This is a genomic window from Sphingomonas sp. IC-11 (assembly GCF_021043365.1).
Classification (GTDB): domain Bacteria; phylum Pseudomonadota; class Alphaproteobacteria; order Sphingomonadales; family Sphingomonadaceae; genus Sphingomonas.
The window spans coordinates 1,058,065-1,070,195 of sequence record NZ_JAJNDU010000001.1 but is presented as its reverse complement, the minus strand read 5'-3'; the positions used below and the strand labels follow the sequence as shown (position 1 = coordinate 1,070,195).

13 protein-coding genes and 1 tRNA gene are annotated in these 12,131 nt (G+C 65.8%); 4 read left to right on the top strand and 10 right to left on the bottom strand.

What is annotated here, in order from left to right; genetic code table 11:
- Window positions 1–4: 4 nt before the first annotated feature.
- Window positions 5–1,537 (bottom strand): CoA-acylating methylmalonate-semialdehyde dehydrogenase, encoded by a 1,533-nt coding sequence (locus LQ954_RS05135; protein WP_231022232.1) that lies wholly within the window; start codon window positions 1,535–1,537, stop codon window positions 5–7.
- A gap of 125 nt (window positions 1,538–1,662) precedes the next feature.
- Here LQ954_RS05135 and LQ954_RS05130 point away from each other — a divergent pair, with 125 nt between their 5' ends.
- On the top strand, window positions 1,663–1,833 hold the full coding sequence (locus LQ954_RS05130) for a hypothetical protein (protein WP_227770539.1): 171 nt from the start codon (window positions 1,663–1,665) through the stop codon (window positions 1,831–1,833).
- A 6-nt stretch (window positions 1,834–1,839) separates the two neighbouring features.
- Here LQ954_RS05130 and hemW read toward each other — a convergent pair whose 3' ends face one another.
- On the bottom strand, window positions 1,840–2,994 hold the full coding sequence (hemW, locus tag LQ954_RS05125; RefSeq protein ID WP_231022725.1) for a radical SAM family heme chaperone HemW: 1,155 nt from the start codon (window positions 2,992–2,994) through the stop codon (window positions 1,840–1,842).
- A gap of 21 nt (window positions 2,995–3,015) precedes the next feature.
- On the opposite strand from hemW, the gene LQ954_RS05120 reads away from it, so the two are divergent.
- Entirely contained in the window at window positions 3,016–3,570 is a 555-nt protein-coding gene (locus tag LQ954_RS05120) for a CAP domain-containing protein (RefSeq protein WP_330999939.1), read from the top strand.
- 97 nt (window positions 3,571–3,667) lie between these two features.
- Here the strand turns inward: LQ954_RS05120 and rdgB are convergent, their stop codons facing one another.
- Window positions 3,668–4,294, bottom strand: coding sequence for an RdgB/HAM1 family non-canonical purine NTP pyrophosphatase (rdgB, locus tag LQ954_RS05115; RefSeq protein ID WP_231022230.1), 627 nt, complete (start codon window positions 4,292–4,294; stop codon window positions 3,668–3,670).
- Window positions 4,291–5,007 (bottom strand): ribonuclease PH, encoded by a 717-nt coding sequence (rph, locus tag LQ954_RS05110; protein ID WP_231022229.1) that lies wholly within the window; start codon window positions 5,005–5,007, stop codon window positions 4,291–4,293. Before rph ends, rdgB begins: the two co-directional genes overlap by 4 nt.
- A gap of 163 nt (window positions 5,008–5,170) precedes the next feature.
- Here rph and hrcA point away from each other — a divergent pair, with 163 nt between their 5' ends.
- Together hrcA and grpE are read left to right on the top strand one after the other, a co-directional pair.
- Window positions 5,171–6,214, top strand: coding sequence for a heat-inducible transcriptional repressor HrcA (hrcA, locus tag LQ954_RS05105; RefSeq protein ID WP_227770543.1), 1,044 nt, complete (start codon window positions 5,171–5,173; stop codon window positions 6,212–6,214).
- A gap of 24 nt (window positions 6,215–6,238) precedes the next feature.
- Window positions 6,239–6,784 carry a nucleotide exchange factor GrpE gene (gene grpE / locus LQ954_RS05100; protein WP_231022228.1) on the top strand — a complete coding sequence of 182 codons (546 nt, stop codon included), beginning with the start codon at window positions 6,239–6,241 and terminating at the stop codon, window positions 6,782–6,784.
- A 115-nt stretch (window positions 6,785–6,899) separates the two neighbouring features.
- Here the strand turns inward: grpE and LQ954_RS05095 are convergent, their stop codons facing one another.
- The 6 genes from LQ954_RS05095 to recJ all read right to left on the bottom strand — a co-directional run bounded on the left by LQ954_RS05095 (window position 6,900) and on the right by recJ (window position 12,128).
- Window positions 6,900–7,895, bottom strand: coding sequence for a biotin-dependent carboxyltransferase family protein (locus LQ954_RS05095; RefSeq protein ID WP_231022227.1), 996 nt, complete (start codon window positions 7,893–7,895; stop codon window positions 6,900–6,902).
- Window positions 7,892–8,554, bottom strand: coding sequence for a 5-oxoprolinase subunit B family protein (locus LQ954_RS05090; protein ID WP_231022226.1), 663 nt, complete (start codon window positions 8,552–8,554; stop codon window positions 7,892–7,894). Before LQ954_RS05090 ends, LQ954_RS05095 begins: the two co-directional genes overlap by 4 nt.
- On the bottom strand, window positions 8,551–9,318 hold the full coding sequence (locus tag LQ954_RS05085; RefSeq protein ID WP_231022225.1) for a LamB/YcsF family protein: 768 nt from the start codon (window positions 9,316–9,318) through the stop codon (window positions 8,551–8,553). Before LQ954_RS05085 ends, LQ954_RS05090 begins: the two co-directional genes overlap by 4 nt.
- 97 nt (window positions 9,319–9,415) lie before the next feature.
- Window positions 9,416–10,171: an SDR family NAD(P)-dependent oxidoreductase gene (locus LQ954_RS05080; RefSeq protein ID WP_231022224.1), complete on the bottom strand. Its 756-nt coding sequence runs from the start codon at window positions 10,169–10,171 to the stop codon at window positions 9,416–9,418.
- Between the two features lie 57 nt (window positions 10,172–10,228).
- Window positions 10,229–10,303: transfer RNA gene (locus tag LQ954_RS05075), tRNA-Glu, on the bottom strand.
- A gap of 79 nt (window positions 10,304–10,382) precedes the next feature.
- Entirely contained in the window at window positions 10,383–12,128 is a 1,746-nt protein-coding gene (gene recJ, locus LQ954_RS05070; protein ID WP_231022223.1) for a single-stranded-DNA-specific exonuclease RecJ, read from the bottom strand.
- Between the last annotated feature and the right edge of the window lie 3 nt (window positions 12,129–12,131).

Sequence of the window (12,131 nt, the reverse complement as noted above, 5' to 3'; positions counted from 1 at the left end):
GGCGTCATCCCATCGTCGGGATGACGAACGCGTCCTGGATGCGGCTGGGCCCGCCATCCTCGCTGCCGCGCGGCAGGTCGGCGGCGCCGTCCGGCCACCGCTGCGTGATCGTCTTCACCTTCGTCCAAAACTTCACGCCTTCCATGCCGTGCTGGTTGGTGTCGCCGAACGCCGAACGCTTCCAGCCGCCGAAGGTGTGATAGGCGACCGGCACCGGGATCGGCACGTTGATGCCCACCATGCCGACATTGACGCGCGCCGCGAATTCACGCGCGGCGTGGCCGTTGCGGGTGAAGATCGCGACGCCATTGCCGTACTGATGCTCGCTCGGCAGGCGAAGCGCGGTCTCGAAATCGGGCGCGCGGACGATCTGCAGCACCGGGCCGAAGATCTCTTCCTTGTAGCTCTGCATGTCCGGCGTGACATGATCGAATAGCGACGGGCCGATGAAGAAGCCTTCCTCATGCCCCTGCAGCTTGAAGCCGCGGCCATCGACCACCAGCTCCGCGCCCTCGTCGACGCCGGTCTGGATCCAGTTCTCCACGCGCTGCTTGTGCGCGGCATTCACCACCGGGCCGTAATGCGCCTCCGCATCGGTGGAGACGCCGACGCGCAGCGCCTCGATCGCCGGCAGCAGCTTTTCGCGCAGCGCCACGGCGGTCTTCTCGCCGACCGGAACGACGACGGGGAGCGCCATGCAGCGCTCGCCAGCGGAGCCGAAGGCAGCGCCCGACAGATCCGCCACCACCTGATCGAGATCGGCATCCGGCATGACGATGCCGTGGTTCTTGGCGCCGCCCATCGCCTGGACACGCTTTCCGGCCGCGACACCGCGATTGTAGACGTAATGCGCGATGTCCGACGAACCGACGAAGCTGACCGCGCCGATCGCCGGGTGATCGAGGATCGCGTCGACCATTTCCTTGTCGCCATGGACGACCTGGAAGATCCCTTCCGGCATCCCCGCCTCGCGCATCAGCTCGGCGAGGCGCACCGGCACCGACGGATCACGCTCGGACGGCTTCAGGATGAAGGCATTGCCGCAGGCCGTCGCCACCGCGCCCATCCAGAGCGGGATCATCGCCGGGAAGTTGAACGGGGTGATGCCGGCGCCGATGCCGATCGGCTGGCGCATCGAATAGACGTCGATGCCCGGGCCAGCGCCCTGCGTATATTCGCCCTTCAGCACATGCGGGATGCCGCAGGCGAATTCGACGACCTCGAGGCCGCGCTGAATATCGCCCTTGGAATCGGCGATCACCTTGCCGTGTTCGGACGAAAGGAGGTGCGCGAGCTCGTCCATGTTCGCTTCGACCAGCGCCTTGAACGCGAACATCACGCGGGCGCGGCGCTGCGGGTTGGTCGCCGCCCAGGCCGGTTGCGCCGCCTGCGCCGCTGCCACCGCGCGATCAAGATCGGCTTGGGTGCCCAAGGTCACGCGCGCCTGGACCCGCCCGGTGTTGGGATCGTAAACGTCGGACACACGCCCGCCTGCCGCGCTCCCAGAGCCGACGATGTGATGATCAATGACGCGCATGCTGCCTCTCCGTTACTCTGGCCCGCGGGCCTTTAGCCGGGGGCGGTTGATTGTCACAAGCCACCCCGGTCGTGCGGTTGACGTTGGCGCCTGACCGGTCAAAGCCCCCATCACGGAGATGCGTGATGACCGATGATCCACGGCAACCTCAACACGAGCGCCCGCCGCGTATACCGCACCCGGACGACCCGGTTACCTTTGTTGATCGGCCGGAGCGTGATCCCGACAGCGGCAGACATCTCATCTTCGTCGCAATCGCACTGGTCACGATGGTGCTGTTCTGGTGGGGCATATGAGCGCCCTCAGGCGGGAACGCTGACCTTCACCACTTCCGGCAGGATCGCGTCCAGGAGCAGCATTCCGGCTTCGGTGACCCGTAGTCGGGTCCCTTCGCGGCAGATCAGGTCCGGAAGGCGCGCGATCGCACGCTCATCGACAAGTGCGTCAACCTCCAGTCCGGCGAGGCTGGCGATTCGCGAAAGATCCACGCCCTCCCTCAACCGGAGGCCCATCAACAACGCCTCTGACGCCTGGGTAGCGGGGGCGAGTGGTTCCTCGCTCTCGATACCGTGGCCGTTGCGGGCGACCGCCGACAGCCAGTTTTCCGGCTTCTTCCGGCGGACGGTGGCCAGTCCGCCGCGGCGGCCGTGCGCGCCAGGACCAACGCCTGCGTACGTCTGGTAGCGCCAATATGCCAGGTTGTGACGGCTTTCCGCGCCGGGCCGCGCATGATTGCTGATCTCATAGGCGGGAAGTCCGGCGGCGGCCGTGATGGCGCGGGTAGCCTCGAAGAGATCCGCCGCCGCGTCCCCATCGGGTATCGTGAGACGGCCGGCAGCAGCCTCCGTGGCGAAGCGCGTGCCCGGCTCGATCGTTAACTGGTACAGCGACAGATGCTCCGTTCCATACGCCAGAGCACGCCGCAACTCGGCCTCCCATGCCTCCAGTGACTGGTTCGGACGGGCATAGATCAGATCGAAGCTGACGCGGGCAAACGCCTTCTGAGCGACGGCGAGCGCGCCCAACCCTTCGCTCACATCATGCGCACGGCCGAGAAAGCGCAGCGCCTGATCGTCCATCGCCTGAAGCCCGAGCGAGACGCGGTTCACGCCCGCCGCGGCGAGATCGGCGAAACACGCCGCCTCCACGGAGGATGGATTGGCCTCGAGCGTGATCTCGATACCGGGCGCGAAGCCCCAGTGGCGCTCGGCCGCTTGCAGGACGGCCGCCACCGTCTCGGGGGGCATCAGCGACGGCGTCCCCCCGCCGAAGAAGATCGAGGTGAGGCGATGGCCCTTCAGGACCGACGCCTCCTGGGCGAGATCGGCCAGAAGCGAATCGCGCCATACTTCCTGATCAACATTGGCACGGACGTGGCTGTTGAAATCGCAATAAGGGCATTTCGAGACGCAGAACGGCCAGTGGACGTAGAGCGCCAGAGGATTGTCGGGGATCATGATCATGCCGATATGGTCGCGATGAAGCTGCAACGCCACCTTATCGCTCTGGCCCTTCTGTTATCTGCTTGCGCCCAGGGGCCCGAACGCGTGGTGGAGGAAACACTGTCGGAGGTGCCGGCACCTCGCGGCTCAGCCTTGCTGCGGCAAGTAATGCTGGAGGGGCATAATCGCACGCGTGCCGATACCGGTGTCCCGCCGCTCCAGTGGGACGAATCGCTTGTTGCCTCCGCCCGCAGCTATGCCGAGGAAATGGCGCGGAGCGGGCGCTTCGCGCATGCCGAGCAGCCGCACGGCCCGACACGCCAGGGCGAGAATCTGTGGACCGGGACTCGGGGTGCATATCGGTTCGAGGAAATGCTCGGGCATTGGGCCGCGGAAGGACGCGACTTCGTGAACGGGATCACGCCTGCCTTCAGCCGTACCGGCAAATGGCAAGACGTTTCGCACTATACCCAGATGATCTGGCGCAACACGACGCGTGTCGGCTGTGCCATCGCCTCCAACAGGCGCGATGATTATCTGGTGTGCCGATACAGCCCGGCCGGCAATGTGGTGGGCGAACGAACACTTTGACCCGGCGCGCCGGATAGGTCGCCGGGTCAGCGCTCGGCGCGCCATGATCTGCAGGCTGCCGTGACCATCGCCGGGCGCACCACGTGCGCCGGGATGCTCAGAATACCGCGGCGACCAGTTGCCGGAATGCGTCCGCCCGATGGCTGATGCCGTGCTTCGCGTCGGGGTCCATCTCGCCGAATGTCTCGGTCCCACCCTCCGGCAGGAACATGGCATCATAGCCAAAGCCGTTATCCCCGCGAGGTGGCCACACCAAGGTGCCATCCACCCGGCCCTCGAACCACTCGACGTGCCCATCAGGCCATGCCAGCGCCAGAGCGCAGATGAAGTGAGCGTCGCGGGATGCGTCCTCGATCGCGTCCACCTTTTCGTGCACGCGGCGCATGGCTTCGTTGAAGTCCTTGCTTTCGCCAGCCCAGCGGGCGGAAAAGATCCCCGGATCACCGCCCAAAGCCTCAACGCACAGGCCGCTGTCATCAGCCAACGCGGGCAAACCGGAAAGGTCAGCCGCCGCCCTTGCCTTCAATTCCGCGTTCATCACGAACGTGGTGCCGGTCTCTTCCGGCTCCGGAAGGTCGAGATCCTTGGCCGAGACCGCTTCCACGCCATGGCCCTGAAGCAAGGCCGCGATCTCGCGGACCTTTCCGGGATTGTGGCTGGCGATCACGAGCTTGCCCGGTTGCAGCTTGCGGATAGCTTGCGGTTCGCTGCCCTCCCCGCTCATGCCCGGATCGCCCGTTCCTGAGCCGCGAAGATGTCGGTGCAGCCGATCCGGGCCAGACGCAGCAGCCGGAGCAAGGCCTCCTCATCATAGGTGGCATGTTCCGCCGTGGCCTGCGCTTCGGCAATATGGCCGTTTTCAAGAAGGACGAAGTTGGCGTCCGCGTCCGCGTTCGAATCCTCGTCATAATCGAGATCGAGCACCGGATTTCCCTTGAAGATGCCGCAGCTTACCGCCGCAACTTTCTGAGAGATCGGATCTTTCTCGATCTTTCCGGCCTTCATCAGGCCGTTCACCGCCAGGCGCAGTGCGACCCACGCACCCGAGATCGATGCAGTGCGGGTGCCGCCATCGGCCTGGATCACGTCGCAATCGAGCACGATCTGTCGCTCGCCCAGCACAGCCATATCTGTCACGGCGCGCAAGGATCGACCGATAAGTCGCTGAATTTCCTGCGTCCGCCCCGACTGCTTGCCCTTGGCCGCCTCGCGGCTGCCGCGGGTGTGCGTGGCGCGGGGCAGCATGCCATATTCCGCAGTGACCCAACCCTGCCCCTTGCCGCGCAAGAAAGGCGGTACACGCTCCTCGACGCTGGCGGTGACGAGCACGCGCGTATCGCCGAAGCCGATCAGCACGGACCCTTCGGCATGGCGGGTAAAGTTCGGCTCAATGGTGATGGCGCGCATCTGGTCGGGCGCACGGCCGCTGGGACGCATTCGAAACAACTCCTGAAGCCGCTCGGTTGGAACCTGACGCACCCTGCGGCTTTGTTCAAGCGCATGGCAGTCTTCGAAAGGCTTCTGGCGAGCAGCGGTGATTTGTGCCGGCCGTAGCCGCTACGTGATTGCCGCGCCAGTATGTGCAGCCTAGATTTGGAACGTGACACCTTCCCCGCCCATCGCCGAACTGTCCGATAGAGCGCGAGACATCTTCCGCCGGGTGGTGGACGGCTATCTCGCGAGCGGCCATCCGGTTGGGTCGAAGACGCTGGCGCAGGCGGGGCTCAACCTCTCACCCGCATCGATCCGCAGCGTGCTGGCGCAGCTCGAGGACGCGGGCTTATTGGCGGCGCCTCATACATCCGCCGGCCGCATGCCGACCGAGCTCGGCCTGCGATTGTTCGTCGACGGAATGATGCAGGCGCTTGAACCCTCCGCCGAGGAGCGCGCCACCATCGAAGCGCGCGCAGGGCTTGGCGGGCCAGTGGAAGAGGCACTCGCTGCTACCACCGCCGCGCTTTCGGGGCTTTCCGCGTGCGCAGGACTCGTGATGGTGCCCAAGCACGAACAGGTGCTTCGCTCCATTGGGTTCGTCCCCCTCTCCCACGGCCAGGCACTGGCGGTCCTGGTGAGCGAGGATGGCGCGGTGGAGAACCGGGTCGTCGACCTGCCGCCTGGTGTCGGCGCCGGCGCACTGATCGAAGCGGGCAATTACATGTCCGCGACCCTGTCGGGCCTGACGCTCGGCGCCGCACGCGTCCGGATCGAGCGCGAGCTTGCGCAAGGACGGGCCGCCGTCGACAGCGCGGCACGCGCACTGATCGAGCGCGGCATCGCCGTCTGGAGCGAAGATGGCGAACGGCGGCCCGTGCTGATCGTGCGGGGACAGGCACGCCTTCTTGATGACGCGGCCACGGCCGATCTTGAGCGGGTGCGCGACTTGCTTGACGATCTGGACGGCAAACAGGAAATCGCCGCGTTGCTGGATTCCGCAAGCGCGGGCGATGCGACCCGAATTTTTATCGGCGCCGAGAACAAGCTGTTTGCCCTTTCGGGCTCGTCCGTCATTGCAAAGCCGTTCCGCGGCAGCGACGGTCGCGTGGTCGGCGTGGTCGGCGTGATCGGGCCGACCCGGTTGAACTACGCGCGTGTCGTGCCCATGGTGGATTTCACTGCCGCAACGCTCGCCCGCTTGATGGGTTGAGCTGCCAGCAAAGACAGGGAAACGATGACCGATACCGAGACGAACACCCCGGGCGAGGATCTGCGCGAGGAAACCGCTGCCGCCGCCCCCGAGGTTGCCGAGCATGATCGCGTTGCCGAGCTGGAGGCCCAGCTTGCCGATGCCAAGCAGCAGACGCTTTATGCCCAGGCGGAGACCCAGAATGTCCGCCGCCGTGCGGAAAAGGACGCGGCAGACGCGCGCGCATATGCAGCGACTGCGTTTGCGCGCGACGTGCTGAGCGTGAACGACAATCTGGAGCGCGCACTCGCCGCGATTCCCGCCGATCTGCGTGAAGACGAAAAGCTGAAGGGGCTCATCACCGGTCTGGAAGCCACCGGCCGGGAGCTGACAAGCGTCTTCCAGCGCCACGGATTGACCCGGATCGAGGCGATGGGACAGCCGCTTGATCCCAACCGGCATCAGGCGATGGTCGAGATGCCCTCCGATGCCGAGCCCGGCACCATTGTTCAGGAGATGCAGTCCGGCTGGATGATCCGCGACCGCCTGTTGCGCCCGTCATTGGTCGGAGTGGCGAAGAAGCCTGCCTGACCTGCGGCGCGTCTGTTCGCGTACCGGGGCCGGGACTGGCTGTTCGCACGGCTTCATGGCTCCGGTGCAGCGGATCGGCGCGAAGCACGTATGGGCGATGGCTGCTCCGCGATGACTAAGACATCAATCGCCTAACCACGACGCCATCGGTGAGATTCGCCGTAATCAGCGGAGGGCGTGATCGGGCGCCGGCTTTTACCCGCGTGAGCCACTCGGCGGTCTGGCGAGCCGCAGCTCGGGTTTGCGCAATTGCTTCCGCTTCATCGACCAGTTCAAAGCGGATGCCTGCGCCGACAGGCAATTGCGCAATGCGATCAATGTCAGGTTCAATCACCACGGCGACGCGCGGATAGCCGCCGGTGGTCTGATGATCGGCGGTCAGAAGGCTCATTCGTCCATCACCGTCGATCTGCAGCGCGCCGCGAATGGCGGGCTCACTGGGCATATCGATCCGCGAGGGCGGGAGCCTGGGACCGTCAAGAATCATTCCCATGCGGTCGAAACGCGGGCTGGCCATGAAGCGCTCGCCTTCAAGCTGTTCCAGCACTTCGCCGGAAAAGAAGCGCTGTTGCGGACCCAATATGGCCCGCGCCACCGTGATCGCAGCGGATTGAGGGGGTCGGGGGATTGCCACCGAGGCAAGATCGCCCTGAGCGTCCCGAACTGTCAGGACGCCTCCTGGCGCAATCCTGCCGCCGCCTAGACCAGCGATCAAATGAGTGGAGCTGCTGCCCAGCCACGCATCGGCCACTATTCGTCCGGCCGGCGCGCAATAGCCCCAGTTGCCCCCGCTCTCGCGGATACGACAGCGGGCTCCTGGTTGCAGGGTCACCACGCACCAGCCACCGACGTCAACGCCGTTCACCTCAGCCGTTGCAGCGCCGGTAATTGCCACGGCGACCGGATGACCTTCCGCTTTGAACGTCAGGCCGCCCAACGAAAGCTCAATGACGCTGCCATGCCCCCCACTTGCGCTTACGGCAGCAGCGAAGGCGCGCCGGTCGACCGGACCGGACGGCGGCACGCCGAACCGCCGCCAACCCGGCCGGCCCGCATCCTGAACAGTGGTGAGCGGCCCTGCCGCTTCGATCAGGAGCCGCGCTTCACTCATTGAAGCGCCGCCAGCCCCACGCGAGTGAAGCGAACGCGGTCTCCTGCCTCGAACAGAAACGGCCGCTCCGAGGCGGGATCAAGTACGCGAAGCGGGGTGCGCCCGATCACCCACCACCCAGTGGGCATCGGCAAGGTGGTGATCAGACATTGTGGGCCGGCCACCATGACGCTTCCCACCGCATGACCGCGCACTGCAGCCACTTTGCGCGGCAGCCGCAGCTCATTGGGGACACCGCCGAGATAAGCATAGCCGGGCGCGAAGCCGTACATGAAGACCCGGTAGTCGCCGGCGAGATGGGCGGCGATGACCGCTTCTTCGGAAGTACCAAGCGTCGCCGCGACCTCGGAGATATCGGGCGCGGCCTCCCCTTCATAACAAACAGGCACGACGTGCGTGGTGGTTGTAAGAAGATTGACCGGCGTCGGCTCCAGCGCGCGGACATATGCCATTACCTCGCCGTGATCGACGGCAAGAGGATCGAACACGATCAGCAGGCTGGTATAAGCCGGCACTGTCTCCTGCAGCCAGTACGGCCGCGCGGTCGCAAGCGCACGATCAAGAGACAGCACGCGCCCGAAAAGGGCTTCCTCGATCACACTCCCGAAGTCCGCCAGCAGCGCACCGGAACCGGCGGAGCGGAAGACCGGATCGCTCATGCGCGATCAAGGAACGGAGCAATCTTCAGCCCCTGACCTTCCAATGCAGACCGCACCCGAGCCGCCATCGCCACGGCGGCCGGATTGTCACCATGGACGCAGATCGAGTCTGCTGCGAGCTTGATCGACGCGCCGTCAATGGTGGGCATCGCGCCACCATCGAAGAAGGCGAGCAACCGGGCCGCGGCGGCATCGGCATCGTGGATAACCGCACCCGGTGCGCTACGCGGCACGAGTTGCCCGGCAGCCGTGTAGGCCCGATCGGCATAAATCTCGCTGAACACGCGCAGACCGGCCCGTGATGCAGCGCTTTCCAGTTCGGTGCCGGAAATGGCGAGAATGGCGAGGCGGCGATCCACGGCCTGAACGGATCGGACGATCGCCTCGGCAACGGCGCGCTCTGCCGCGGCGACATTGGCCAGTGCGCCATGAGGCTTCACATAGCGCACAGGGTGGCCCGCCAGCGAAGCAACCGCGAGGATGGATCCGATCTGAGCCGCCACGAACCGCTCGACCTCCGCCTCGCTCACCGGCAATCGGCGGCGGCCGAAACCGGCAAGATCGGGATAGCTGGGGTGCGCCCCGACAACGACGTCGTTATCGCGTGCGAGGCAGAGCGTCCGGAACATGGTTTCGGGATCGCTCGCATGGCCGCCGCACGCCACATTGGCGCTGGTGACGAGCGCGAACATCGCTGCGTCGTCGCCCATGGCCCATGGGCCGAAACCTTCGCCAAGATCCGCGTTCAGGTCGATCGTAACCACCCGGCAGCTCTACTCCCTGGCGTTGCGCTTGTCTAAGCCGGCGGAGAAGGGACGATAGGCCGCGGTACATCCGTCCGCGATCCGCGTGCGACGACGGTTAGAGCGACTGACCGTCGTCGATGTCGATGACCGAGCCGGTGACCATGGCGCTGGCATCGGAGGCGAAGTAGAGCAGCTGCGGATCCAGGACATCGATTGGCATGAAGCGCCGGCGGTGCCAGCCGGCGATCTGCTTGGCGCCGCCTTCACTCTCGAACCAGTCGCCGGCGATTTCCGTCTGTATGTAACCGGGCTGGATCACGTTGACGTTGACGCCCTGCCTCACCCATTCACGAGCCAGGTTCCGTCCGAGATGCGCCACCGCAGCCTTGGACGCGGCATAGGCACTATCACCATGGCCAGTCACATGGGCGGTGATTGAGCCCACCAGAACGATCCGCCCACGCCCGCTTTCCCGCGACCCCGCAGCGATCATGCGACGCGCGCCTTCGCGCGCCGTCAGCAGCACGCCGGTGAAGTTCGTGTCGATCGTCTGTCGCAGCTTGTCCGGCGAAACATCAACGGTGCGGCCCCCGTTCGCCACGCCGGCATTGGCGATCACGGTGTCGACCGCCCCAAAGTGGGCCTCGGCGGCATCGAACGCCGTCGCAATGGAAGCTTCATCCGTCACGTCGATCGCGATGGGCAGCGCCTTGTCACCTAAGCGCGAGGCAAGGGCCTCAACCCGATCAACGCGCCGCGCGCCGATCACCACCTGTGCACCGGCGGCCACGAACACTTCGGCGAAATGGGCGCCCAGGCCAGAGGAGGCGCCCGTGATCAGCGCCGTGCGCCCGCTAAGATCGAAAGCCACGCATCCTCCCCGTTCTGCCGCCCTTTTGGCGCCGAACGGAGCGATCGGGCGAGGTGCTGGTGACCCCTACGGGACTCGAACCCGTGTTTCAGCCGTGAAAGGGCCGCGTCCTAACCACTAGACGAAGGGGCCAGCGGGGGTGCAGCTAGAGGGGGTCGAGGCGCCTGTCAATCGCCCCTTTCCACTTCTGCTGCATTTCATGCTGCAATGCTCAATCCGCCCAAGCTGCATCGTCGATGTGAAGCTCGGCTGCGGACCGCTGCGACCAATCATCGATCTTCGGACGCCCGGCCAGCCAGAGCTTGCGGTGGGAGGCAGCCCCGAGCAACGCCGCACCCAGCGGCGTATCCGCCGACCGAAACGCCATGGCCTTCAGGCTGCGTCCGTCATCACCAGCCACGATTGCGCGGACATGGCCGTTGCCAACCACATCGACGCGCACCGGCCGAACCGGCCCGATCGCGACGCGCGGGCTTGGCCAGCCGACACCATAGGGCCCGCCCGTTTCCATCGCGGTGACGAGATCTGGCGTCACACCGCCGGGGGCATGGACGGAATCGACCAACAAGGCGCGGTCGGCGATGGCGGCCGTCACGCGATCGCCGAGCAACTCTTCGAGGAAATCAGCGAATGCCGGCACCTTGTCCGCCATGATCGTGAGACCGGCAGCCATGGCGTGTCCGCCTCCTGCCACCACGATGCCAGCCTCCTTTGCTGCAAGGATCGCCTGACCCAAGTCGACGCCGGTGATCGACCTGCCGGAGCCCTTCCCCACCCCGTCGCCGTCGACAGCAATCACGATGGCAGGCTGGCCGAGCTTCTCCTTCAGCCGCCCCGCGACAATCCCGATTACGCCCGGGTGCCAGTTCTGACCTGCAACCACCGTTACCCGGCGGCCCGAGGCGTACATCGCCTCCGCCTCGACCTGAACGGCAGCCTCGATCGCGCGCCGTTCCTCATTGAGCCGATCCAGTTCCGCCGCGATCGTTCGGGCCTCAGCCGGATCGCGCGTGGTGAGCAGACGCAGGCCCAGATCAGCTCTCCCCACTCGGCCGCCCGCATTGATGCGAGGACCGAGCGCGAACCCGAGATCGGTCGCGGTGGGCGCACGCGTCAGGCGGGACGCCTCGATCAGGGCAGCAAGACCGATGTTGCGGCGACCCGCCATGACCTTCAGACCCTGAGCGACAAAGGCACGATTCAGCCCGCGCAACTGGGCCACGTCAGCGACAGTGCCCAAGGCCACCAGATCAAGCAGATCGAGAAGCTTCGGCTCAGGTCGCGCGGCGAAAAAGCCCCTGCGCCGCAGGGTCCTGAGCAAGGCGGCACCGAGCAGGAAGGCGACGCCAACGGCTGCGAGATGACCATGGGCCGCGCCTTCGGCCTCATCAAGGCGATTGGGGTTCACCACCGCATGTGCCACCGGCAGTTCGCTGGCGCATTGGTGATGGTCGACCACGATCACATCGACCGGCGCAGCGCGCGCGGCCGCCAGCGCCTCGAACGCCTGGGCCCCGCAATCCACGGTCACGATCAACGACGCCCCCTCACCGGCCAGTCGCGTCATCGCTGCGGCGGTCGGCCCGTAGCCCTCGGTAAGGCGGTCGGGAATGTAGCCGCGGGCCTCCAGCCCAAGCTGGCGAAGCAACAGGATCATCAGCGCAGCGGAGGTCGCGCCATCGACATCATAATCGCCGAAAATCGCGATCTTCTCGGACCGCTGAACCGCGTCCGCCAGTCGTTCAGCCGCCAAGTCCATGTCGCGAAAGATCGACGGATCCGGCATGAACGCCCGAATGGAGGGGCTGCGATGATCCTCAAGCGCCTCGGGCGTGCAGCCGCGCGCGAGAAGCAACTGCGTGACGAGATCTTGCGGCGCCAGGTTATCGGCGGCAGTGGCGCGCCATCGCCACGGCTGGCCGAGTATCGACCGTTCCACCCCCAGAACATGCATCATCGC